Genomic DNA, 22,487 nt, shown 5'->3' with positions numbered 1-22,487 from the left:
CCGATCCCTTCTGTGCCTTGACGGCGCAACCATGCCGACCTAGCCCGCTGTGATCCTTGCGAACAGAGGCCCGATGCGGATTTTCCATGTCCTCCTGATGACGCTGGCGCTGTTTATCGCGCCTGTTGCCAGCGCCCAGGGCGCATTCGGATCGGGTGCGCCGCATATCGCCGCGCAGTTGGTCGCCGAAAGCGATGCGCCTGCTCCGGGCCGGACCAGCAGCATTGCCTTCGCCATGACGCCAGAGGCTGGCTGGCATGGCTATTGGCAAAATCCGGGTGATGCGGGTCTGGGCATGACCGTAAAATGGGTGCTGCCCAAGGGCGTGAGCATTGGGGCATTGCGCTATCCGGTGCCCGGGACGCTGCTCATTTCCGGGCTGATGAACCATGTTTATGAGGGGCCTTATGCGCTCCTCGCGCCCTTGAATGTCGCGCCTGAGGTGGCGAAAGGGACGCGTCTGCCAATCCGTGGGAAAGCGGAGTGGCTCGCCTGCACAGACAAGATTTGCGTGCCCGAGAGCGCCGATATCGCACTGGATCTGGTCGCGGGCGATGGCGTAGTGGCGTCCCCGATGCAGGCCCGGTTTGATGGTTGGCGGGCGCATCTGCCCCGGCCGCTCGGGAGTGAGGGGCGTTATGCCCTTGCCGATGGCAAGCTGCGGATGTCGATTCCCTTTCCCGGTGAAGCTGCGGCGTCTGACGTGCATCTTTTTCCGCTGGAAGAGGGTGTCGTCCGCTATGCCGCGCCTCAATCGGTCCATCGTCAGGGCGACCGCCTGCTGATCGAAACTGAGGCCGGGCAGGGATTTAAAGGCAGTGCCGTTCAGGCGGTCCTGCGCACCGGGGACCATGTCGGCTTTCTGGTGACGGCTCGCCCCGGCGCGGTAGCTGGAGCTAGTTCAGACCTGCTGCGCACGGTGTTGATCGCGCTTGGCGGGGCGATATTGGGCGGGCTGTTGCTCAACATCATGCCGTGCGTTTTTCCGATATTGGGGCTGAAGGCGCTCAAGCTGGCGCGCGCTGGGGGTGATGAGGCGACGGTGCGGCGGGAGGCGCTGGCCTATGGCGCTGGCGTTATTCTCACCTGTTTGGTGCTGGGTGGGTTGCTGCTGGCGATCCGGTCAGCGGGCGTGGCGGTGGGCTGGGCGTTTCAGTTGCAGGACCCGCGCGTCATCTTGCTGCTGTTGCTGCTGGTGACGGCGGTTGCCTTCAACCTTGCGGGATTGTTTGAATTGAGCGCCTTTGGAGGCGGTGAGAAGCTGGCGGGGAAGAAGGGCATTGCGGGTTCCTTCTGGACCGGCGCTTTGGTCGCTTTCGTCGCCACGCCTTGCACCGGGCCGTTCATGGGGGTGGCGATGGGGGCGGCGCTGGTGCTGCCTGTTGGGGCGGCGCTTGCGGTTTTTGCGGGGTTGGGCCTGGGTCTTGCGCTGCCTTTCCTGTTGCTCGCCTATATGCCGGCGCTTCGGGGGCGTTTGCCACGGCCGGGGGCGTGGATGGGGACTTTCCAGCGAATATTGTCGATCCCGATGTTCCTGACCGCGCTGGGGCTGGGTTGGCTGCTGGGGCAACAGCGCGGCGTGCCGGGGATGACGATCGGTCTTGGCGCGGCGTTGCTGCTGGCGCTGCTGCTATGGTGGCTGGGGGAGCGTCAGCACCGCGGCAAGCGGGGCGGGCTGATCGTCATGCTGAGTGCTGCGCTGCTGCTCGGCGTAGGGATGGTGATGCTGCCTGCGCGCATGGCTGGTGCTGCGCAGGTTCAGGATGGCGCTATGGCTTTTGACGAGGGGCGGCTGGCCGCGCTGCGTGCCGCTGGAAAGCCGGTATTCCTTTACTTCACCGCCGACTGGTGCCTGACTTGCAAGGCCAATGAGGCTGCCGCCATCGACCGGGCTGAAACGCGGGATGCCTTTGCCAAGGCTGGCGTGACGGTGATGGTCGGTGACTGGACGAGTGCGGACCCGGCCATCACACGCTTTCTGGAAGCGCAGGGACGATCGGGCGTGCCGCTCTACCTTTGGTATGTTCCGGGAAAATCCGCCGAGGTGCTGCCGCAGTTGCTGACGGTGTCCACGCTGACCGGGCTGGTGCGCTGATGGCGAAGCTGCGCGCGGATCAGTTGCTGGTCGATTGCGGGCTGGCCGAGAGCCGGGCGCGCGCGCAGGCGCTCATTCTCGCGGGCCTTGTCTTTCTGGGCGACAGGAAGATCGAGAAGGCGGGGCAGCAGGTTGCGGAGGATGCCGCGCTGGAGGTGAAGGGGCGCGATCATCCCTGGGTGTCGCGTGGAGGCATAAAGCTTGCCCACGGCATCGATCATTTCGCGCTGGATGTGACTGGCATGGTCGCGATTGATGTCGGGAGTTCGACCGGCGGCTTTACCGACGTGCTGCTGACCAACGGCGCGGTGCGGATCTATGCGGTGGACAGCGGGACGAACCAGCTTGCCTGGAAGCTGCGATCCGACCCGCGCGTGGTCGTGCATGAGCAGACGAGCGCGCGCATATTGACGGCCGATCATATCCCGGAGCCGGTCGATATCATCGTATGCGACGCCAGCTTCATTTCGCTGGCGAAGGTGCTGGACCGGCCGCTCAGCTTTGCCCGGCCGGGCGCGCATCTCGTTGCCCTCATCAAGCCGCAGTTCGAGGCTGGTCGGGAAGAGGTCGGGAAGGGCGGCGTCGTGCGCGATCCCGCCATCCATGCCCGCGTCTGCGAAGAGGTCAGCCAGTGGCTGACTGCGAAGGGATGGACGGTGCTGGGCGTGACACCAAGCCCCATCACCGGCCCCCAAGGCAATGTCGAGTTTCTCATCGGCGCGCGGCTGGACGGCTAGGCGCGGGCTTGCTCATAGCCCGGCAGGCGTTTGATTTTGTGACAGATGCCGGTCTTCCACCTCTATTCGCGGTTGCGGGATGAAGTGTTTCACCGCAAACCGGTCACTGGCGGCTTGACAAGGCCCGGAAGGATTCGCCCGAGGCCGCCGAGTGAGGATTAGTGGAGCTGCGCCGACGATGAACGAAATCGCGTCCCCCGGTCAGTTGCGTTTGGCCTATCTGCGCTGGGCGCTGGTCACCGTTCCGGCGATCGTGTTCCTGGGCTTCCTGTCGGGCAAGCTGGCCAATAGCGGATATGGCAATCGCTGGTTCGACGCGCTGGTGAAGCCGGACTTCATGCCGCCCGGCTGGGCTTTTGGTGTCGCCTGGACGATCCTTTACATCCTGATGGGGCTTGCCCTGGCCATCGTCATTCATGCGCGGGGAGCGCGGGGCAGGGGGGTGGCCATCATCCTGTTCCTGATCCAGCTGGCGCTAAACCTCGTCTGGTCGCCGCTTTTCTTCCGCGCGCATCAGGTCGATAATGCGCTTGGGTTGATCATCGTCCTTTTCATCGCCGTGGCTGTGACCGCATGGCTGTTCTGGCGCATCAGGCGGGTCGCGGGACTGCTGATGCTGCCTTATCTGGCATGGCTGGGCTTTGCATCGACGCTGAATTATGAGATCGGGCGCCTCAATCCGGATGCTGAGACCCTTGTCGCGCCCGCGCTCAAGACCCAGATATGACATCATCGTGGCGCACATTCGCGCCAGCAAACTAGGACATTCAGACCATGCAGAGCGAAAACCGCTTTTTCGACGACCTTGCCAAGCTGGTGAACGGCGCTGCGGGAACAGTCGCTGGCATGAGCCGGGAATTTGAAACCAATGCCCGGGAAAAGGCCAAGCAGTGGATCGGCGGCGTGGATTTCGTCAGCCGCGAAGAATTCGATGCCCTGAAGGCGCTGGCGGCGGCGGCCCGTGAAGAGGTCGAATTGCTGAAGGCCCGGATCGACGCGCTGGAAGGCCGGTCGGGTGAACCGGTGACAAAGACCGTCCGCTCGCCAAAGCCCAAGGCAGGCGACGCGGAATAAGTAGGCTTTGCCGCCTGTCCGTTGGTTTTCTGCAACGATCGCCTATTTTGATGCGTTTCCCTCAGTCGGTGGTTTCCTTGCCGCCGGGAAATGCTCTATGGCCAGCCAATGATGGACAGCGACGAATTTGAAAATGGCGGCCAGGAGGCCGCGCCGATCGATATGCTGGCCGCCTATTTCGAAGCGAATGGGTGGAGTTTCGATCAGGTCGGCGAAGATGAAATCGTCGCCAGCACGCAGGGTAGCTGGGCGCAATATGAGCTGCGCGGCATCTGGCGCGACGAAGATCAGGTGCTGCAACTGCTCGCCCTGCCCGACATCCGCGTGACGGAGGAGAAGCGGGCGACGATTTACGAAACGCTGGGCCTGATCAATGAGCAGCTTTGGCTCGGCCATTTCGAGCTTTGGTCTTCCAGTGGCATCGTGCTGTTCCGGCACGGCGCTCTGCTGGGCGCGGGAGGCGTGTTGACTCTGGATCAGGCGCAGATACTGGTTGAGACCGCGATCGACGAATGCGAGCGTTTCTACCCGGTGTTCCAGTTCGTCCTGTGGGGCGGCAAGAGCCCCACGGAGGCAATTTCCGCCAGCCTGATCGAGACGCGCGGCGAAGCCTGAGGATTGTCCATGACGCAAGCTTGGCCCGCGCACCTGTTCATGGTTGGCTGCGGCAATATGGCTGGACAAATGCTTGCCCGATGGTTGGCATGCGGTCTTGATCCGGCGAGCGTTATCGTGTTGCGCCCGAGCGGCCGTGCTGTCGCGGACGGGGTGCGGGTGGTGACGGGCTATCCTGCATCGCTGCCCGCTCACGCGACAATGCTGTTGGGCATGAAGCCCTATCAGCTTGACGATGTAGCAGCGTCGCTTGCGCCTCTTTGCGTGGCTGATACGCGCATTGTCTCGATATTGGCCGGAACGCCGGTTGCGGATCTGCGTAAGCGTTTCCCGGTGGCCCAGGACATCGTCCGGGCGATGCCTAACCTGCCTGTCGCCTTGGGGCAGGGAGTCACTGGATTGTACGCCGACGGCGAGGTGTCCCACTCAGCCCGTGGGGAAGTGGACGCGCTCATTGCGCCATTAGGTGCCGCCGAGTGGATCGAAGACGAAGGCCAGTTCAACGCTCTGACCGCCCTGTCAGGCTGTGGACCCGCCTTTTTGTTCCGCTTCATCGATGCGTTCGCGCGTGCCGGGGAAGCGATCGGGCTTTCGGCCGATCAGGCCGCGAGGATGGCGCTCGCCACCGTCCAAGGTTCTGCGAGCCTTGCTGCCCAAGCAAGCGAAAGCCCCGCGATATTGGCCGACCGCGTGGCTAGCCCCGGCGGGATGACGCGCGAAGGGCTGAACGTCCTCGACGCGGACGACCGGCTGTTGAAACTCCTTATCGACACCTTGGCTGCCGCCCGCGATCGGGGCGAGGAAATCGCCCGCGCGCGCTGATCCGCGGTTCCGATCCGATGGCGGCGCGTTTAGACTGAATGTACGTGCCTAAGTTGGGAGTTCGCCATGCTGGCTGTGAATACGCCGATCCTGGTTCTCACCACGGGCGGAACGATCGACAAAATCTATTTCGATGCCTTGTCGGATTATAAGGTCGGCGAAAGCGTCGTCGCGAAACTGTTGCAGATAGGCGGGGTGAAGCGTCCCTTTCGCATAGAAGAGGTGACGCGCAAGGATAGTCTGGAACTGGATGATGCCGACCGGGCGCTGATCCGCGAGCGGGTTCTTTCAGCGGCGGAAAGCCATATTGTCATCACTCATGGCACGGATACCATGACGGACACAGCCAAGGCGCTTGAGGGCGTGCAGGGCAAGACGATCGTGCTTGTCGGCGCGCTCGCCCCCGCACGCTTTGGTGAAAGCGACGCGAGCTTCAACCTCGGCATGGCGTTCGCGACGGCTCAGATTGCCGATCCTGGTATCTACATCAGCATGAGCGGATCGGTGTTTCGGGCGGATCAGGTGGTCAAGGATCGCGCAAAAGGCGCGTTCGTCCCGCGATAAGCATCGACATCCGCATCAGCTTTGCGTGCCTTCTGCCAATGCTGCGGGCGCTTACCGTATCAGGAGGGATTGGCGCTGGAGTGAGGCCGTTGTTTTAACGTCATCTTCGCGTCTCCGCGCCTCCGCGTGAATATCGTTCGCGCAGAGCGCGCGCGGGAATGCAGATTTTTCTCTGCGCCTTCTGCGGGCTCTGCGCGAGAATAGACTGCCGTCGCGCCGACTGAGCATAATGCAGGAACCGCCTCCGCTATTGCGTATTATTCGTGCGGGTGGCGTAACGATGAGGAGGATATTCATGGCCGATTATCGGGAGCGTCCAGCGACGACGACTACGATAGTTGAACGGCGCGGCGGTGGCGGCACGGCGATTGCGGTGCTGTTGCTGGTAGTGGTGGTGGCGATTGCCGCCTTTTTCCTGATCAGTAGCCAGACGCGCAAGGATAGCGCGGTTGAGAGCGCTGCCACGCAGGTCGGCCAAGCGGCGAGCGATGTTGGAAGCGCTGCAAAGGACGCAGCCGACAGCGCGAAGGGTGAATAAGCAGGAACGGCTTTCGCAAAAGCTGTCGCCCGGACGTGGCATGCATAAAAAAGGGCGCTCCCAATCGGAGCGCCCTTTCTAAATCCATTTACCTGCCGTTGTCGGCTCGGTTGAATTCAGATCAGCCTTCCACCTTGGCATATTTCGGTGCGGCTTCATTCAGGATGCGCAGGATCTTCTTGAGAGCGCTGGGCTCATCCGTTTCTTCCATTGCGGCGAGTTCGCGAGCGAGGCGGCTGGAAGCGGCTTCGAATATCTGTCGTTCGGAATAGCTCTGCTCCGGCTGATCGTCAGCGCGGAAGAGGTCGCGGGTCACCTCGGCGATCGACACCAGGTCGCCCGAATTGATCTTCGCTTCATATTCCTGCGCGCGGCGCGACCACATGGTGCGCTTGACCTTCGGCTTGCCCTTGAGCGTTTCGATGGCCTCTTCCAGGGTCTTGTTCGACGACAGCTTGCGCATGCCGACGCCTTCGGCCTTGTTGGTCGGCACGCGAAGCGTCATGCGCTCCTTTTCGAACCGGAGCACGTAAAGCTCCAATTCCATGCCCGCGATCTGCTCCTTTTGCAGCTCGACCACCCGGCCAACACCGTGTTTGGGGTAAACAACATAATCACCAACGTCAAAGGACAGCGCCTTGGCAGCCATTTGAAACCTTTCTAATTCTACCGGGGACGGATATCGCCGCGTCACAGATGCGCAGAGTAGCACAAGCCGAGGATTCCACGGCGCCACCGTCAGGACATGAGCAAATACTCCAGGACGGAATGCGACCGTTTCCGCCTCTTGACCCTTATTTAGCAGATTCGTAACAAAATTGCCACCCCCAGACGCAAAATCCGGGAGTGAGCCTCATGCCGAAACGCTAGGGGTAGTTCGTCAAGGACGATCTGGTATCAATATGATGATCGGAAACGATGGACTTTCAGCGTCTGGACACGCCGCCCTGCTCTTCACCGAAGCGTCCGATCAGCTGCCAGAGCCGGGCTCGGGCGAGAAGAACTTCTCCAGCTTGTTCTCGACGCCCTTCATATCATCGGCGTCGGCAGGGGCGTCGCCCTTGACGGTGATATTGGGCCATTCAGCCGAGAATTTGGTGTTGAGTTCCAGCCACTTCTCCAGGCCATTCTCCGTATCGGGCAGAATGGCTTCGGCAGGGCATTCAGGCTCGCACACGCCGCAATCGATGCATTCGTTGGGATTGATGACCAACATGTTCTCGCCCTCGTAGAAACAATCGACGGGGCAGACCTCGACGCAATCCATATATTTGCAGCGGATGCAGTTGTCGGTCACGACATAGGTCATGGATCAGCACTCTATAGGGGTTCGACAGCGGCGGCCCTGCTATGCTCGGCGCGCGCGAAGGTCAATGAGGATATTTTTGTCTCCCTAATCGCCCAGCTTCAGTTCCTCATAACATGTCTGAGCTTCTGGCGCTGGCCCCCTGCGTCCCGGAAGCTCCACGACACGGACCACGCGTACCCCGCTGGGGTGGGGAAATGTGATGAGATCGCCCGCGCGCACGGGCGAATGGGCGCGCTCGATGCGGCGGCCATTCAGGCGGATATGACCCTCTTCGGCCAATTTCTGCGCCACCGACCGGCTTTTGGCGAGCCGGGCGAACCACAGGAATTTGTCGATGCGCAGGCTTGGTCCATGATTACCGAGGGGCGCCCCTTCAGCCATTGCGGCCAAGAAGCTCCGCCAGGCCCGCAAAGGCATTGTTGCCCACTGGCGCCGCCGCTCCAGTCGAAGCGGGGCGGGAAGGCGCGCCACGCGCAGGTGCGCTGCGCCGGTTAGGCCCACGGGCGTGCTGTTGATCCGGCCGTGCCTTCTGCCGCCCCCGGAATGTCCAGTTCGCGCCGCCTTCGGTCGTTGCCTCGACAGGGCGGAATCCAGCCAGGCGCATCAATTGCAGGAAAGCAGGTTCGTTGAGGCCGAGCGAGACGATCTGTGGGCTTTGCGCGGTGAAGGCCTCGCCCTTCGCGATCGCTTCATGGGCGGCGCGAGCCATGCGTTCCGCCATGTCGATTCGCAGCATCTGATCGTCGAAGCCGCGGAAGCCAGCGATCCGGGCGCCCATCTGTTCCGCCTTTTCGCCCGTGGGGATCAGCGTCAGGCCGGGCAGGGGCAGGGGAAGGCATGGTTTGGCGATGCGTGCCGCCAGCAGCGCCGCGCGCCATCGTGCCGCTCCGGGCTTCAGAAGGCCCGGATGATAGATGTCGAGCACCCCAATATCGATGCCCGCACGACGCAGAAGATGACGCTGGTCCTTGTCCAGATGGTTGAGCGCCGAATCGAGATCGATCCTCGCCATGACGCCGCCAGCGTCGGCCAATTGAGCGAACACCGCCCGTACCACCGCAGGAACTTCCGGGTCGGCCGCGCTGGCCGCCATCTTCACCAGGGGCAGAAGATGCTTTTCCTTTTGCGCTTCCACCCAGCTTGTGAGGCGCGCGGTCACCTGCTTCTGCACATCCTGGCCAAGCGCCAGAAGGCCACGATCAAGCCGTATTTCCGGCGCCAGCAGCGAGGGGCCGACGAGCAGCGCCGCCACGGCATTGCCCTGCCAACCGATACCCGGCGCCTGTCCCGGCTCGTCCATCAGCACGAAATCAGTGTCGGGCGCGCCCAGCAATTCGTCAGCCTTCACTCGTAATATCCTTCCAAGACGGCGTTCCGCCGCCGCCAGCAGCATCTTTCTATCCTGATGCCGCGTAGCCGGATCGACCGAGAAACGAAATCCGTCAAGTCGCCCGATCGTCTCACCATCGACGCAGACCGTCCCGTCCTGCTCCACATCGACAGGCAAATTGCTGGCGTCCTGCCCCATGTCGCGCAACAGTATAGCGGTGCGGCGGTCGACAAAACGCTGTGTCAGCGCCGTATGCAAGGCGTCGGAAAGCCTTTCCTCCAGAGCGCGCGTTCGCTCTGCCATCTCGGCCGGATGGGCCAGCCAGTCGGGGCGGTGGGCGATATCGGACCAGGTGCGGGCGGCGGCGATCCGCCCCGACAGCGTGTCGATGTCGCCCTGCACCGAATCGAGCCGCGCCAGTTGCTGAGCAAACCAGTCGCGCGGAATGTGGCCCTGACCCTCCGACAGGAAACGCCAGATGCGGCTCACGGTGCGCGTATGATGTTCCGCACCCAGTTTCTGGAAATCGGGCAATCCGCATGCTGCCCACAGTCTCTCGACGGCCTTCTTTCCCTTAACCCGGTCGATGACCAGCGGATCGTCGGACAGCCGCCGGAGCACCGCCAGGTCCACCGCTTCGGGCGCTGCTCGCAGCTCGTCACGGTCGGGGCGCGTCTCCAGCTCCATGATGAGGCGGCTGACGCTGTCCATGCGCGGCTTTCCTTCGCGCCAGAAGAGTTGCTCGACGGGCGGGAAGCGATGCGCTTCGATCGCCTCTATCTCTTCGGGCGTGAAGGCCGCGTCGCCATCTTCATGGCCAAGGCTGCCGAATGTGCCGTCCTTATGATGACGCCCGGCCCGGCCCGCGATCTGGGCCATTTCCGATACGGTCAGCCGCCGCGTCCGCCGCCCGTCGAACTTGCGCAGCGATGCGAAGGCGACATGCGCCACGTCCAGATTGAGCCCCATGCCGATCGCGTCGGTCGCAACCAGATAATCGACCTCACCGTTCAGGAACATCTGCACCTGAGCATTGCGGGTGCGCGGCGACAGCGCGCCCATAACGACGGCAGCGCCGCCACGAAAACGCCGCAGCATCTCCGCCACGGCATAGACTTCCTCCGCCGAGAAAGCGACGACGGCCGATCGCTTCGGCAGGCGCGACAGCTTCTTCGCCCCGCCATAGGACAGCGTGGAAAAGCGCGGGCGGCTGACGATTTCCACACCCGGCACCAGTGCTTTCACCACCCGGCCGATGCTGGCCGACCCCAGGATCATGGTCTCCTCCCGACCACGCGCCCGCAGCAGTCGGTCGGTAAATATATGCCCACGCTCAGGATCGGAACCCAGTTGCGCCTCGTCCAGCGCGACAAAGGCATAGTCACCATCCAGCGGCATCGATTCGGCCGTGCAGAGATAATAAAGCGCGCCCGGAGGGACGATCTTCTCTTCCCCCGTGATCAGCGCGACCTGACCGGGGCCTTTGATGGCAACAACCCGGTCATAAACTTCGCGCGCCAGCAAACGGAGCGGAAAGCCCATCATCCCGCTGGAATGACCGCACATGCGCTCGACGGCCAAATGCGTCTTGCCGGTATTGGTGGGACCCAGCACGGCTGTGACGGGCGATCGGGCAAATTGAGCCATGATCCTCTCTATGTCGGGGATGAGTGCAGCGAGAGCAAGGGGAAGGGCGCGATTCTCCTTTGAGCTGTGCAGCTTGCGTTGTTCAACGGCTGAAGGGCACGTTTCGTCGCGTGAATATGGTTAAAAAATCCGTCTTTATTTGACTTTAACCCTATGCGTTCACAACAATGCCCATGAACGCGCGGCGGGGGTCGGGCGAAATTTCAGCCCGTGGGGGGCTTTTTCAAGTGTTTCACGGTAGCCAGCTCAGTCCTCAGCAGGGGGGCGCATCCGCTTCCCTTTGGGTGACTGACGCCATCGGCAAGGGGGCGTTTACGACCGCCGACGCGCGTGACTGGCGCACCCGCCTGCGCGACTGGGCTGATGAGGTCGAACTGGTCCCCGATCTTGGCCAGCGAGTGGGCAGCCGTACATGGTTTCGCGGGCTTGCTACCTGTTTTGGACTTTGCGCATCGGCGCTGTACCTCTCCCCCGGCTTTCAGCCTCTGCCCGGCGAACCGGAGCCACTGCTCGCTCAGCCGCAGTTCGAAGAAGTGCGCAGCCAGATGATCACGCCGCTCGCCATGGGCGCGGACAGCGGACGGCGCATGGGGCCGACCGACGCCGTCCAACCTCTGCGCGAAACGCCCGAACGTCCGCAGATCGAATTGCGCGCGCAAATAGGTGGAAGTGATTCGCTTGGCCGGGCCTTGGCGAGGGCAGGGGTCAGCAATGCGGACGCCGCTCAGGTCATGGCGCTCGCCAGCGGCGATATAGCTAAGGGCCTGAAACCGGGCACGCCGCTCGACATCGTGCTTGGCCGCCGCGCCAGCCGCGACATGCCCCGGCCGCTGGACCATCTCGCCTTCCGCGCCCGGCTCGACCTGGCGCTGGAGATCAATCGCGTGGGCGGGCTGCTGCAAGTGAAGCGAACGGCCATCCATGTCGATGACACGCCTCTGCGCATTCAGGGCGTGATCGGCGACAGCATCTATCAATCCGCGCGCGCGGCTGGCGCGCCGCCAAAGGCGATTCAGAGCTTCCTGCGTGTCATTGCGCAGCAAGTCGATCTGGGGTCGATCCACAGCGGCGACCGCTACGACATCATCACTGAATATCGCCGGGCGGCAACCGGGGATGTCGAGGTAGGCGAGCTGTTGTTCGCTGGCCTCCACCGTGCCAGCGGCCGGGGCATCGACATGCTCAAATGGACGACCGACGGCCGCAGCCAATGGTTCGAAGCGTCCGGCGTCGGGGAACGGCGCGGCGTGCTGTCCGCGCCGGTGCAAGGCCGTATGTCCTCTGGCTTTGGCATGCGCCGCCACCCCATCCTTGGCTATACGCGCATGCATGCGGGCATTGACTTTGCCGCCGCCTATGGCTCGCCCATCTATGCCGCGACCGATGGCGTCGTGTCCTATTCGGGACGTCATGGCGGTCATGGCAATTATGTCCGGCTGGAACATGGCAACGGCCTTGCCACCGGATACGCCCATATGAGCCGCATCGCCGCGCGCTATGGACAGCGCGTCCGTCAGGGGCAGGTGATCGGCTATGTCGGTTCAAGCGGCCTTTCGACTGGCCCGCATCTCCATTACGAACTGTATCGCAACGGCCAAACGGTGAACCCGCTTTCGGTCAAATTCACCACCACTGCTCAGCTTGCCGGGGGAGAACTGGCGGCTTTCCGGAACCGGTTGAGGCAGTTGAAGAGCCTGCGTGTCGGCGTGCCGGTCACCATCGCGCAAAACAAGCCTCAGGCTGCCGCGCCCACCCTGTAAGAATTTAGCTGCTTCCCGTAATTAGGCCGCTTCGCTAACCCGCCTCCATGACCCAGATCACCGCCCTGCTGCTCGCCGGATCGCGCCCCGGTTCCGATCCTCTGGCGCATGCGGCCGGGGTTGCGGTCAAGCCTCTCGCGCCTGTGGCGGGCGAGCCGATGATCAATTACCCCGCGCGGGCGCTGCTCGCGCATCCATCGGTCGGACAAGTCGTCATTCTCACCCAGACGCCGGAGCTATATCGCGCCGATCCCGCCACTGCCTGGCTCGGCGAAGACCCGCGCGTCCGCTTCGAACAGAGCGGCAGCGGTATAGCGTCCACATTGCTGGGCCTCCTGGAACGACCTGATCTTCCTTTTCCGTTGCTCGTCACCACCGCGGATCATGTTCTGCTCGACGCCGACATGCTCGACCAATTTGTAGCCGAGGCAGAAGGGGCCGACATTGCGGTGGCGATGGTCGAACGAGCGGCCTTGCTTGCCCGCTATCCCTCGTCTCGCCGCACCTGGCTCAAATTCAGGGACGGCTGGTGGTCCGGCGCCAACCTCTTCTGGTTCGGCAGTGCCAAAGCTCGCGCCGTCATCGCCCTTTGGCAAGAGGTTGAGCAGGACCGCAAAAAGGGTTGGAAGATCCTTTCCGCATTCGGTCCGGTCGCCTTGCTCGGTGCGGTGCTGCGCCTCTCAACGCTACATGGCGGCATAGCGCGTATCGGCCGTCGCTTTGGCCTCGTCGCCCGACTGGTGCCCATGCGCAAGGCGGAAGCCTGCATCGACGCGGACAAGGTTGAGGATGTCGTGCTTATCGAACAGATATTGAGCGGCCGTGCGTAATTCGTGCTTTTATACCGCCACCTCTCCTCTCATCCGTTCGCCCTGAGCCTGTAGAGCCGAAGGCCGGCGAAGCCAACGGCTTCACTATCTTTTCAGAAAGGAAAGGGCTTCGACATTTGAACGAGACAGGCGGCTCGTTCAAACAGCCCGAACGGGTCGAGAGATTCAGATTGAACGCTCTCTACTCTAACCGTCAAAAATCGCTTCATGCTTTTGCTGCTTTGATGGGTAGCAAATGGCGGAACGAGGCGCTAAGGGCCTCTGGCGCGCGCCCCCATATAATTATCGGCGCGGACGGAGGACATCTTAAACCATGGCCGAATTCACCCTGCCCAAGAACAGCAAGATTTCCGGTAAGGGCGTGACCCACAAGGCGCCTGACGGTGCAAGCAACGTCAAGAGCTTCAAGGTCTATCGCTACGATCCCGACTCGGGTCAGAATCCGCGCTATGACACGTTCGAGATCGACCTCGACAATTGCGGTCCGATGGTCCTCGACGCGCTGCTGAAGATCAAGAATGAATATGATCCGACGCTGACCTTCCGCCGTTCGTGCCGCGAAGGCATTTGCGGTTCCTGTTCGATGAACATGAACGGCAAGAACGGCCTTGCCTGCACCACCTCGATCGAGGAGTGCGCGGGCAAGGAAGTGCGCGTCACGCCGCTGCCGCACATGGATGTGATTAAGGACCTCGTCCCCGATTTCACGCATTTCTATGCGCAGTACAATTCGATCAAGCCGTGGCTGCAAACCGTCAGCCCCGCGCCCAGCGGCAAGGAGCGGCTCCAGTCGCCCGCAGACCGCGAAAAGCTCGACGGCCTGTATGAGTGCATCCTGTGCGCCTGCTGCTCGACCAGCTGCCCGAGCTACTGGTGGAACTCCGACAAGTTCCTCGGCCCGGCGATCCTGCTTCAGGCCTATCGCTGGCTGGCCGACAGCCGTGACGAATATACTGGCGAGCGTCTCGATGAGCTGGAAGATCCCTTCCGCCTCTATCGCTGCCACACCATCATGAACTGCGCGAATGTCTGCCCCAAGGGTCTCAGCCCTGCCAAGGCGATCGCGGAGACCAAGAAGATGATGGTCGAACGGCAGCTTTAATCCAGTGGACGATAATGCTGGTCCTGTAACCCTGGTGTTGGAAGGCCCTTGGGCTGACTGGCTGCGCTGGAATGATCCGGTTCCAGAGACATTCCTTAGCACATCGGTCGGCCCCAGCTATTCGCAAGGTGCGGGTGATCGCCGCGCCACGGTGATGCTGGAAACTCGCCAGTCGCACGCCAATCGCAACGGCGCGCTGCATGGCGGCTTTCTCGCCGCCTTTGCCGACCATGCTTATTTTGCGGCGCTGGCGGCCATGGGGCGTCCCGAGCAGGCTGCTGCCGTCACTGTCGATCTTTCCATGCAATATTGCGGCTCCGGTAAAGTCGGCCAGCCGTTGCGCGCCGATGTCGAGGTTTTGCAGGAAACCGGGCGCTTATTCTTCATGCGGCTGACCCTGCATCAGGATGACGGGCTGGTCGCGTCCTCGACCGCCACGGTGCGAAAGGTGCCGGTTCCCAAATGATCAGCGTTATCGAGCGTTATCGCGCGCTCGTCGCGGCCGGGGAATTGCGTCCTGATCCGGATCAGCAGGCCGCCGCAGCACGGCTGAACGCGCTTCAGCAGGAATTGGAAGCGGCACCGCCACGCGGGTCGACCTTGTGGAAATTGCTGCGAAAGGCGCCTGAGCCGCCACGCGGTCTCTACATGTGGGGTGGCGTCGGCCGGGGCAAGTCGATGCTGATGGACCTGTTCTTCGACACCGTGCAGGTCAAGCGCAAGAAGCGCGCCCATTTCCATGAATTCATGCTCGACGTGCATGCACGGCTGGCGGAGGTTCGCAAGGCGGAGAAGGGTGATCCCATCCCTCCGGTCGTGGACTCGCTCGCCGAAGAGGCGCGGCTGCTTTGCTTTGACGAGATGGTCGTGAACAACATGGCCGACGCCGCCATCATGTCACGTCTGTTCACCGGGCTGCTGGACAAGCGGGTGACGGTCGTCACGACCTCCAACCGCGCGCCGGATGAACTCTATAAGGACGGCCTCAATCGTCAGCTTTTCCTGCCGTTCATCGACCTGATCAAAGATCGTCTGGACGTCCTGACCCTGGATGGACCGACTGACTACCGGCTGGATCGTTTGGGCGACGCGCAGCTTTGGCATTCGCCCAATGGTCCAGCGGCTACCAAGGCGCTGTCCGAGGCGTTCTTCCGCCTTACCGACTATCCGGTGGAGGATCGGGCAAAGGTTCCTGTGGAGGACGTAAAGGTGCAGGGTGGGCGCACCTTGCACGTGCCAAAGAGCCTGAAGGGCGTGGCAGTCTTTTCCTTCAAGCGCCTATGTGCTGAGGCGCGCGGCGCGCCGGACTATCTGGCGATCGCGCGGCGCTTTCATACCGTCATCCTCGTCGGCATCCCGGTGCTGGGGACTGAGAACCGTAACGAAGCCGCCCGCTTCGTCACGCTGATCGACGCCTTGTACGAATATAAGGTCAAGCTGCTCGCATCGGCCGATGCGGAGCCCCCGCAGCTTTATCCTCGCGGCGACGGAGCGTTTGAATTCGAACGTACGGTTTCGCGTCTGATGGAAATGCAGTCGGACGACTATCTCGCTCTCGGGCACGGCCCGAAATAGCACCGTTCGGCGCTGCGGGGTATTTATTCATCACATTGAAAATGGCCCGGACGCTTCCTTCTGAGAGGAAGCGCCCGGCAGGTGGCCGCTGCGGGACAAGTCAGCGCCAGGGTAGAAGCGCGTAACGAACAGGGGCGAAAAGGTCATTAATGCAACTGCGAATGAATTGCAAAGATAAATCTCTCAAACCCCGTTTAGTTGGTTGAATCATTAATGAGATCGGCTTAAGCGGGCGGGCAATCCCAATTTCCGTGCTTGGAGGATGATTGCATATGGCCCGTAAGAAGATCGCGCTGATCGGCGCTGGCAATATCGGTGGTACGCTTGCGCATCTCGCCGCTCTCAAGGGTCTGGGCGACATCGTCCTCTTCGACGTGGTCGAAGGCGTTCCTCAGGGCAAGGCGCTCGACCTGTCGCAGTGCGGCCCGGTCGAAGGTTTCGACTCGAAGATCATCGGCACCAACGACTATGCCGACATCAAGGACGCCGACGTCATCATCGTTACCGCCGGTGTCGCCCGCAAGCCGGGCATGAGCCGCGACGATCTTCTGGGTATCAACCTAAAGGTCATGAAGTCCGTGGGCGAGGGCATCAAGAATAACGCCCCCAACGCCTTCGTCATCTGCATCACCAACCCGCTCGACGCGATGGTGTGGGCGCTGCGCGAATTCTCCGGCCTGCCGCACAACAAGGTCGTCGGCATGGCGGGCGTTCTCGACTCTGCGCGCTTCAGCCACTTCCTGGCCGAAGAATTCCAGGTGTCGGTGAAGGAAGTGACCAGCTTCGTTCTTGGCGGCCATGGCGACACGATGGTTCCGGTCGTCGAATATTCGACCGTCGCCGGCATCCCCATCCCCGACCTCATCAAGCAGGGCCGTTCCACCAAGGAGCGCATCGACGCTATCGTTCAGCGCACCCGTTCGGGCGGCGGCGAGATCGTCGGTCTGCTCAAGACCGGTTCCGCTTTCTACGCGCCCGCCACGAGCGGCATCGCGATGGCGGAAGCCTATCTGTTCGACCAGAAGCGCCTGCTGCCTTGCGCCGCGAACCTGACTGGTCAGTACGGCGTCGACAACCTCTATGTCGGCGTGCCCGTGATCATCGGCAAGGACGGTGTCGAGCAGGTCATCGAGATCGAACTTGATGACGAGGCCAAGGCGAACCTTCAGGTGTCCGTCGATGCCGTCAAGGAACTGCTGGAAGCCTGCAAGGGCATCGACCCTTCGCTCGCCTGAGCCAAAAAGCTGCACCGACATACCCCAGGTGAGTGAGCAGCCTGGGGTGTGCCGCCTTCACCTGAAGTGCCACCTCCACAGAATGCAAAGGGACTGACATGTCCATTCTGGTGAACAAGAACACCAAGGTCATTACGCAGGGTATGACCGGCGCGACCGGCACCTTCCACACTGAACAGGCGCTGGCCTATGGCACGCAGATGGTCGGCGGCGTTACGCCGGGCAAGGGTGGTACGACCCATATCGGCCTGCCCATGTTCGATACGGTTGCCGAAGCCAAGACGAAGACCGGCGCCGATGCATCCGTCATCTATGTGCCGCCGCCGTTCGCAGCCGATTCGATCCTGGAAGCGATCGATGCGGAAATCCCGCTGATCGTCTGCATCACGGAAGGTATTCCGGTGCTGGACATGGTTCGCGTGAAGCGTGCCCTGTCGGGTTCGAAGTCGCGTCTGATCGGTCCAAACTGCCCCGGCGTCCTGACCCCCAATGAATGCAAGATCGGCATCATGCCCGGTTCGATCTTCTCCAAGGGCAGCGTCGGCGTCGTATCGCGCTCGGGCACGCTGACCTATGAAGCCGTGTTCCAGACCACCAATGCGGGCCTGGGCCAGACCACGGCTGTCGGCATCGGCGGCGATCCGGTCAACGGCACCAATTTCATCGACGTGCTGGAGCTGTTCCTGGCCGACGACGCGACCGAATCGATCATCATGATCGGTGAAATCGGCGGCGACGCAGAAGAACAGGCGGCTCAGTTCCTGATCGACGAAGCCAAGCGTGGCCGCAAGAAGCCGATGGCTGGCTTCATCGCTGGCCGTACGGCGCCTCCGGGCCGCCGCATGGGCCATGCCGGTGCGATCGTGTCGGGCGGCAAGGGCGACGCGGAAAGCAAGATCGCGGCGATGGAAGCCGCCGGGATCAAGGTCGCCGCCAGCCCGTCCGAATTGGGCTCGACGCTTGTCGAAGTCCTGAAGGGCTAAGCAAAGGCAGACAAGGTGGCCGGGCTGCACCCCGGCCGTCTTTGATACCCCGCTTCGCGACTGCACGCGGTCGGCATGGGACTTAAGGCATGGGTTACGAGAACCAGGACTTTGAAACGGAACGCGGGCCGAGCTGGGCACGCCCCAATTGGCCGCTGGCGGACACTGATGATCTGACCGGTGCGCTCGATCCGACGCAGATGCAGGTGGCGGTGAAGGCTGCCGCCAAGGCTGCGGGCAAGTCAGTCTCTGACGCCGACGCAGTCAGCGCCGCTGACGATGCGATCCGTGCCCAGTTGCTGATCCGCACCTATCGCGTGCGCGGCCATTTGGCGGCCAATCTCGATCCCTTGGGGCTTACCCAGCGCGAACTGCCCGCAGACCTGACCCCGGAATATCATGGTCTCACCGACCTTGAGCGGAAGATCTATCTGGGCGGCACATTGGGTCTGCGATATGCCACAGTGCGCGAGATCGTCGCGATCCTGCGTGCCAATTATTGCGGCAATGTCGGCCTGGAATATATGCACATTGCCGATGTCGAGGAACGCGTGTTCCTTCAGGACCGGCTGGAAGGCAAGGACAAGGAGATTCACTTCACGCCTGAAGGCAAGAAGGCGATCCTGTCCAAGGTGATCCAGGGCGAGCAGTACGAAAAGTTCCTGGGCCGCAAATATGTCGGCACCAAGCGCTTTGGTCTGGATGGTGGCGAGTCCATGATCCCCGCGCTCGAAGCCATCATCAAACATGGCGGTGCGCTGGGCGTGCGCGAGATCGTTTACGGCATGGCCCATCGCGGCCGCCTGAACGTACTCGCCAATGTGATGGCCAAGGGCTTCCGCGTCATCTTCCACGAATTTTCGGGCGGCACTGCGAACCCCGAGGATGTCGGCGGATCGGGGGACGTGAAATATCATCTCGGCACCTCCACCGACCGCGAATTTGACGGCATCAAGGTGCACATGTCGCTGGTGCCCAACCCGTCGCACCTCGAAACCGTCGATCCCGTGGTTCTGGGCAAGGTCCGCGCGCAGCAGACTTTCCGCGATGATCTGGAGAAGCATGAGCAGGTCCTGCCTGTGCTGATCCACGGCGACGCGGCCTTTGCTGGTCAGGGCATCGTCTGGGAATGCCTCGGCTTCTCCGGCGTTTCCGGTTACAATACTGGCGGCTGCATCCACTTCATCGTCAACAACCAGATCGGCTTCACGACGAGCCCGCAATTCTCGCGCGGTTCGCCCTATCCGAGCGATGTGGCGAAGGGTGTTCAGGCGCCGATCCTGCACGTCAATGGCGACGATCCGGAAGCTGTGACCTTCGCGTGCAAGCTGGCGATCGAATATCGCCAGACCTTCCATCGCGACATCGTGATCGACATGTGGTGCTATCGCCGCTTCGGTCACAACGAAGGTGATGAACCGAGCTTCACGCAACCGCAGATGTACGCGAAGATTCGCCAGCATCCCCCCGTCAGCGACGTCTATTCGGCGCGCCTGAAGGCGGAAGGCGTGGTTGACGATGATTTCGTCAACAAGGTGACGGGCGACTTCGTCAATCATCTGGAAGAAGAGTTTGAGGCGGCCAAGAGCTACAAGGCCAATAAGGCCGACTGGTTCGCTGGCCGCTGGTCGGGTTTGCACAAGCCGGCCGACGCCGAAACATCGCGCCAGAATGTCGAAAGCGCGATCAGCCAGAAGCTGTTCGATAGCCTGGGCAAAACGCTCAGCACCGTTCCGGAAGGTTTGAACGTCCACAAGACGCTCAAGCGCGTGATCGACGCCAAGGCGGAAATGTTCAAGTCAGGCCAGAATTTCGACTGGGCTACTGGTGAGGCGCTCGCTTTCGGATCGCTTCTGTCCGAAGGCTATGGTGTCCGCTTGTCGGGCCAGGATTCGGGGCGCGGCACGTTCAGCCAGCGTCACGCTGTCTGGGTCGATCAGGATAGCGAGAGGAAGTATATCCCGCTTTCGACCGTGCCGCATGGCCGGTTCGAGGTGCTGGATTCGCCGTTGTCTGAATATGGCGTGCTCGGCTTTGAATATGGTTTTGCGCTGGCTGACCCCAAGAGTCTGGTGTTGTGGGAAGCGCAATTCGGCGACTTCGCTAACGGCGCGCAGATCGTGTTCGACCAATATATCGCCTCGTCCGAGACGAAGTGGCTGCGTTCGAACGGTCTCGTCTGCCTGCTGCCCCACGGCTATGAGGGGCAGGGGCCAGAGCATAGCTCGGCGCGTCTGGAACGCTTCCTTCAGCTGTGTGCGGAAGGGAATATTCAGGTCGCCAACATCACGACGCCGGCCAATTATTTCCACGTCCTGCGCCGTCAGATGCTGCGCCCCTTCCGCAAGCCGCTCATCATCATGGCGCCGAAGTCGCTGCTGCGGCACAAGCTGGCGGTGAGCAAGGCCGAGGATTTTGTGGGGGAGACGCATTTCAAGCGCATCCTGTCCGATCCGCATGCAGCGGCGGACGCTGACACGAAGCGGCTGGTCCTGTGCTCCGGCAAGGTCTTCTATGATCTGCTCGAAGCGCGCGACGCGGCGGGTGACAAGGATGTTCAGATCGTTCGTATCGAGCAGATCTATCCTTTCGCCACCGAAGCGTTGGCCACGCGCATCAAGCGCATGACCAACCTGGAAGAGGTGGTCTGGTGCCAGGAAGAGCCGCGTAACAATGGCGCATGGTTCTTCGTCGAACCTTATGTCGAGGAAGCGCTGGGCCTTGCCGGCAAGGCGCCGATGCGCGCTCGCTATGCTGGACGAAAGGCTGCCGCTTCGCCCGCTACGGGTCTGGCCAAGCGCCATGTCGCCGAACAGGGCGCCCTTGTAGCCGATGCGCTGGGTCACAGCGTTCGTGAAGAAATCCGCCGCCAGAAGAAAGGCTGACACAGCTCATGGCAACTGAAGTCAAAGTCCCCACGCTGGGCGAATCCGTTACCGAAGCGACCGTTGGTCAGTGGCTGAAGAAGCCCGGCGAGGCGGTGAAGGCCGATGAGCCGATCGTCAGCCTGGAAACCGACAAGGTGGCGGTGGATGTGCCCGCACCGGTCGCGGGAACCTTGGGCGACATCATCGCCAAGGAAGGCGACACGGTGAACGTCGGCGCGCTGTTGGCGATGATCAACGAGGGCGCGGCTGCTGCTGCGGCGCCCGCAGCTGCCCCGGCTTCCGCTCCGGCTGCCAAGGCAGAGGCTGCCACGCCTGCTCCTGCTCCTGCGGCTTCGGCGCCGGTCGATGAGGATGAGGGCGGCAACCTGACGCTGTCTCCAGCCGTTCGCCGCTTGGTGCTGGAGCATGGACTCGACCCAAGCAAGATCAAGGGCACCGGCAAGGACGGCCGCCTAACGAAGGATGACGTGATGGCCGCCGTAGCTGCGGGCACGGCCAAGGCGACGGCGTCTGCACCGGCTGCCGCGCCTGCTGCCGAGGCGCCTACTGCTGGCCCGAGCCGTCGTCAGGAGCGCGTCAAGATGACGCGCCTGCGCCAGACGGTCGCCAAACGCCTGAAGGAAGCGCAGAATAACGCGGCGTTGCTCACCACCTATAATGACGTCGACATGACAAATGTCATCGAAGCGCGCGCGAAATATAAGGACCTGTTCGAGAAGAAGCATGGTGTCCGTTTGGGCTTCATGGGCTTCTTCACCAAGGCCGTCTGCATGGCGCTGCGCGACATTCCGGGCGTCAACGCGCAGATCGAAGGCGACGAGATCGTCTATAATGATTTCGCCGATATCTCGGTGGCCGTGTCGGCCCCGAACGGCCTGGTCGTGCCGGTGATCCGCAACGCGGAAAGCCTTAGCGTCGCAGACATCGAAAAGACGATTGGCGGCTTTGGCAAGAAGGCCAAGGAAGGCACGCTGACCATGGAAGATATGAAGGGCGGAACCTTCACCATCTCCAATGGCGGTGTGTTCGGTTCGCTCCTGTCGAGCCCGATCATCAATCCGCCGCAGTCGGCTGTTCTGGGCCTTCACCGGATCGAAGATCGTCCTGTCGTCCGCGACGGTCAGATCGTCATCCGTCCGATGATGTATCTGGCGCTCAGCTACGACCATCGCCTGATCGATGGTCGTGAAGCGGTGACCTTCCTGGTCGCGGTCAAGAACGCGATCGAAGATCCGACCCGTCTGCTGATCGACCTGTAAGATCAACCTTTCATTCCGTTCGGGCTGAGCCTGTTGAAGCCCTGTCCTTTCTAGGGGACGAAAGAAAAAGTAATGCCCTTTGACAGGTTGGGACGAGACAAGCGGCTCGGAACAAGGGCGAACG

Annotated in this window: 21 protein-coding genes; 17 read left to right on the top strand and 4 right to left on the bottom strand. The window is 62.0% G+C overall.

Annotation, left to right across the window (positions count from 1 at the left end; genetic code table 11):
• Positions 1-73 precede the first annotated feature (73 nt).
• The 8 genes from ACWNC0_RS17235 to ACWNC0_RS17200 all read left to right on the top strand — a co-directional run bounded on the left by ACWNC0_RS17235 (position 74) and on the right by ACWNC0_RS17200 (position 6,445).
• Positions 74-2,095, top strand: coding sequence for a protein-disulfide reductase DsbD family protein (locus ACWNC0_RS17235; RefSeq protein WP_449473365.1), 2,022 nt, complete (start codon positions 74-76; stop codon positions 2,093-2,095).
• Complete coding sequence (locus ACWNC0_RS17230; protein WP_449473363.1) at positions 2,095-2,832, top strand: TlyA family RNA methyltransferase; 738 nt, start codon at positions 2,095-2,097, stop codon at positions 2,830-2,832. The genes ACWNC0_RS17235 and ACWNC0_RS17230 overlap by 1 nt, the downstream gene beginning before the upstream one ends.
• A gap of 178 nt (positions 2,833-3,010) precedes the next feature.
• Entirely contained in the window at positions 3,011-3,559 is a 549-nt protein-coding gene (locus ACWNC0_RS17225) for a TspO/MBR family protein (RefSeq protein ID WP_449473362.1), read from the top strand.
• A 47-nt stretch (positions 3,560-3,606) separates the two neighbouring features.
• Positions 3,607-3,906, top strand: coding sequence for an accessory factor UbiK family protein (locus ACWNC0_RS17220; RefSeq protein WP_449473360.1), 300 nt, complete (start codon positions 3,607-3,609; stop codon positions 3,904-3,906).
• 108 nt (positions 3,907-4,014) lie between these two features.
• Positions 4,015-4,521 carry a type III secretion system chaperone family protein gene (locus ACWNC0_RS17215; protein ID WP_196224098.1) on the top strand — a complete coding sequence of 169 codons (507 nt, stop codon included), beginning with the start codon at positions 4,015-4,017 and terminating at the stop codon, positions 4,519-4,521.
• Positions 4,522-4,530: 9 nt separating this feature from the next.
• Positions 4,531-5,343, top strand: a complete 813-nt coding sequence (proC, locus tag ACWNC0_RS17210) for a pyrroline-5-carboxylate reductase (protein WP_449473358.1) — start codon at positions 4,531-4,533, stop codon at positions 5,341-5,343.
• Positions 5,344-5,409: 66 nt separating this feature from the next.
• A complete protein-coding gene (locus ACWNC0_RS17205; RefSeq protein ID WP_449473356.1) occupies positions 5,410-5,907 on the top strand; it encodes an asparaginase domain-containing protein in 498 nt (165 codons plus the stop codon).
• Between the two features lie 295 nt (positions 5,908-6,202).
• Positions 6,203-6,445: a hypothetical protein gene (locus ACWNC0_RS17200; protein ID WP_449473355.1), complete on the top strand. Its 243-nt coding sequence runs from the start codon at positions 6,203-6,205 to the stop codon at positions 6,443-6,445.
• A gap of 121 nt (positions 6,446-6,566) precedes the next feature.
• Here the strand turns inward: ACWNC0_RS17200 and ACWNC0_RS17195 are convergent, their stop codons facing one another.
• From ACWNC0_RS17195 to ACWNC0_RS17180, 4 genes are all read right to left on the bottom strand, one after another.
• Positions 6,567-7,094: a CarD family transcriptional regulator gene (locus ACWNC0_RS17195; RefSeq protein WP_097091261.1), complete on the bottom strand. Its 528-nt coding sequence runs from the start codon at positions 7,092-7,094 to the stop codon at positions 6,567-6,569.
• Positions 7,095-7,415: 321 nt separating this feature from the next.
• Positions 7,416-7,754, bottom strand: a complete 339-nt coding sequence (gene fdxA, locus ACWNC0_RS17190; protein WP_375196194.1) for a ferredoxin FdxA — start codon at positions 7,752-7,754, stop codon at positions 7,416-7,418.
• Positions 7,755-7,838: 84 nt separating this feature from the next.
• Positions 7,839-8,135, bottom strand: a complete 297-nt coding sequence (locus ACWNC0_RS17185; protein WP_449473352.1) for an RNA-binding S4 domain-containing protein — start codon at positions 8,133-8,135, stop codon at positions 7,839-7,841.
• The gene (locus ACWNC0_RS17180) at positions 8,128-10,731 is read right to left on the bottom strand and encodes a helicase-related protein (RefSeq protein ID WP_449473350.1); all 2,604 of its coding nucleotides are present in this window, start codon (positions 10,729-10,731) and stop codon (positions 8,128-8,130) included. The genes ACWNC0_RS17185 and ACWNC0_RS17180 overlap by 8 nt, the downstream gene beginning before the upstream one ends.
• 173 nt (positions 10,732-10,904) lie before the next feature.
• Between ACWNC0_RS17180 and ACWNC0_RS17175 the strand changes: the two genes are divergently transcribed.
• From ACWNC0_RS17175 to odhB, 9 genes are all read left to right on the top strand, one after another.
• Positions 10,905-12,491 (top strand): peptidoglycan DD-metalloendopeptidase family protein, encoded by a 1,587-nt coding sequence (locus tag ACWNC0_RS17175; RefSeq protein ID WP_449473348.1) that lies wholly within the window; start codon positions 10,905-10,907, stop codon positions 12,489-12,491.
• Between the two features lie 47 nt (positions 12,492-12,538).
• Positions 12,539-13,321 carry a nucleotidyltransferase family protein gene (locus ACWNC0_RS17170; RefSeq protein WP_449473347.1) on the top strand — a complete coding sequence of 261 codons (783 nt, stop codon included), beginning with the start codon at positions 12,539-12,541 and terminating at the stop codon, positions 13,319-13,321.
• A gap of 313 nt (positions 13,322-13,634) precedes the next feature.
• Positions 13,635-14,423, top strand: a complete 789-nt coding sequence (locus ACWNC0_RS17165) for a succinate dehydrogenase iron-sulfur subunit (RefSeq protein ID WP_449473346.1) — start codon at positions 13,635-13,637, stop codon at positions 14,421-14,423.
• A 4-nt stretch (positions 14,424-14,427) separates the two neighbouring features.
• Positions 14,428-14,889 carry a PaaI family thioesterase gene (locus ACWNC0_RS17160; RefSeq protein WP_449473344.1) on the top strand — a complete coding sequence of 154 codons (462 nt, stop codon included), beginning with the start codon at positions 14,428-14,430 and terminating at the stop codon, positions 14,887-14,889.
• Positions 14,886-15,998: a cell division protein ZapE gene (gene zapE, locus ACWNC0_RS17155; RefSeq protein ID WP_449473342.1), complete on the top strand. Its 1,113-nt coding sequence runs from the start codon at positions 14,886-14,888 to the stop codon at positions 15,996-15,998. The genes ACWNC0_RS17160 and zapE overlap by 4 nt, the downstream gene beginning before the upstream one ends.
• 272 nt (positions 15,999-16,270) lie before the next feature.
• Positions 16,271-17,233: a malate dehydrogenase gene (mdh, locus tag ACWNC0_RS17150; RefSeq protein ID WP_449473341.1), complete on the top strand. Its 963-nt coding sequence runs from the start codon at positions 16,271-16,273 to the stop codon at positions 17,231-17,233.
• Between the two features lie 98 nt (positions 17,234-17,331).
• Positions 17,332-18,216: a succinate--CoA ligase subunit alpha gene (gene sucD / locus ACWNC0_RS17145; RefSeq protein WP_449473339.1), complete on the top strand. Its 885-nt coding sequence runs from the start codon at positions 17,332-17,334 to the stop codon at positions 18,214-18,216.
• Between the two features lie 89 nt (positions 18,217-18,305).
• On the top strand, positions 18,306-21,101 hold the full coding sequence (locus ACWNC0_RS17140) for a 2-oxoglutarate dehydrogenase E1 component (RefSeq protein WP_449473337.1): 2,796 nt from the start codon (positions 18,306-18,308) through the stop codon (positions 21,099-21,101).
• Positions 21,102-21,109: 8 nt separating this feature from the next.
• Entirely contained in the window at positions 21,110-22,363 is a 1,254-nt protein-coding gene (gene odhB / locus ACWNC0_RS17135; RefSeq protein WP_449473336.1) for a 2-oxoglutarate dehydrogenase complex dihydrolipoyllysine-residue succinyltransferase, read from the top strand.
• Positions 22,364-22,487: the final 124 nt, after the last annotated feature.

It is taken from the genome of Sphingobium chungangianum (assembly GCF_977014255.1).
Note: the sequence above shows the minus strand (reverse complement) of the source record. Positions and strands in the feature narration are given on the sequence as shown.

What these genes read in the sequence shown, in the direction of transcription:
- ACWNC0_RS17235 (WP_449473365.1), top strand. Translation starts at nt 74, where the DNA reads ATGCGGATTTTCCATGTCCTCCTGATGACGCTGGCGCTGTTTATCGCG.
- ACWNC0_RS17230 (WP_449473363.1), top strand. Translation starts at nt 2,095, where the DNA reads ATGGCGAAGCTGCGCGCGGATCAGTTGCTGGTCGATTGCGGGCTGGCC.
- ACWNC0_RS17225 (WP_449473362.1), top strand. Translation starts at nt 3,011, where the DNA reads ATGAACGAAATCGCGTCCCCCGGTCAGTTGCGTTTGGCCTATCTGCGC.
- ACWNC0_RS17220 (WP_449473360.1), top strand. Translation starts at nt 3,607, where the DNA reads ATGCAGAGCGAAAACCGCTTTTTCGACGACCTTGCCAAGCTGGTGAAC.
- ACWNC0_RS17215 (WP_196224098.1), top strand. Translation starts at nt 4,015, where the DNA reads ATGATGGACAGCGACGAATTTGAAAATGGCGGCCAGGAGGCCGCGCCG.
- proC (WP_449473358.1), top strand. Translation starts at nt 4,531, where the DNA reads ATGACGCAAGCTTGGCCCGCGCACCTGTTCATGGTTGGCTGCGGCAAT.
- ACWNC0_RS17205 (WP_449473356.1), top strand. Translation starts at nt 5,410, where the DNA reads ATGCTGGCTGTGAATACGCCGATCCTGGTTCTCACCACGGGCGGAACG.
- ACWNC0_RS17200 (WP_449473355.1), top strand. Translation starts at nt 6,203, where the DNA reads ATGGCCGATTATCGGGAGCGTCCAGCGACGACGACTACGATAGTTGAA.
- ACWNC0_RS17195 (WP_097091261.1), bottom strand. Translation starts at nt 7,094, where the DNA reads ATGGCTGCCAAGGCGCTGTCCTTTGACGTTGGTGATTATGTTGTTTAC.
- fdxA (WP_375196194.1), bottom strand. Translation starts at nt 7,754, where the DNA reads ATGACCTATGTCGTGACCGACAACTGCATCCGCTGCAAATATATGGAT.
- ACWNC0_RS17185 (WP_449473352.1), bottom strand. Translation starts at nt 8,135, where the DNA reads ATGGCTGAAGGGGCGCCCCTCGGTAATCATGGACCAAGCCTGCGCATC.
- ACWNC0_RS17180 (WP_449473350.1), bottom strand. Translation starts at nt 10,731, where the DNA reads ATGGCTCAATTTGCCCGATCGCCCGTCACAGCCGTGCTGGGTCCCACC.
- ACWNC0_RS17175 (WP_449473348.1), top strand. Translation starts at nt 10,905, where the DNA reads ATGAACGCGCGGCGGGGGTCGGGCGAAATTTCAGCCCGTGGGGGGCTT.
- ACWNC0_RS17170 (WP_449473347.1), top strand. Translation starts at nt 12,539, where the DNA reads ATGACCCAGATCACCGCCCTGCTGCTCGCCGGATCGCGCCCCGGTTCC.
- ACWNC0_RS17165 (WP_449473346.1), top strand. Translation starts at nt 13,635, where the DNA reads ATGGCCGAATTCACCCTGCCCAAGAACAGCAAGATTTCCGGTAAGGGC.
- zapE (WP_449473342.1), top strand. Translation starts at nt 14,886, where the DNA reads ATGATCAGCGTTATCGAGCGTTATCGCGCGCTCGTCGCGGCCGGGGAA.
- mdh (WP_449473341.1), top strand. Translation starts at nt 16,271, where the DNA reads ATGGCCCGTAAGAAGATCGCGCTGATCGGCGCTGGCAATATCGGTGGT.
- sucD (WP_449473339.1), top strand. Translation starts at nt 17,332, where the DNA reads ATGTCCATTCTGGTGAACAAGAACACCAAGGTCATTACGCAGGGTATG.
- ACWNC0_RS17140 (WP_449473337.1), top strand. Translation starts at nt 18,306, where the DNA reads ATGGGTTACGAGAACCAGGACTTTGAAACGGAACGCGGGCCGAGCTGG.
- odhB (WP_449473336.1), top strand. Translation starts at nt 21,110, where the DNA reads ATGGCAACTGAAGTCAAAGTCCCCACGCTGGGCGAATCCGTTACCGAA.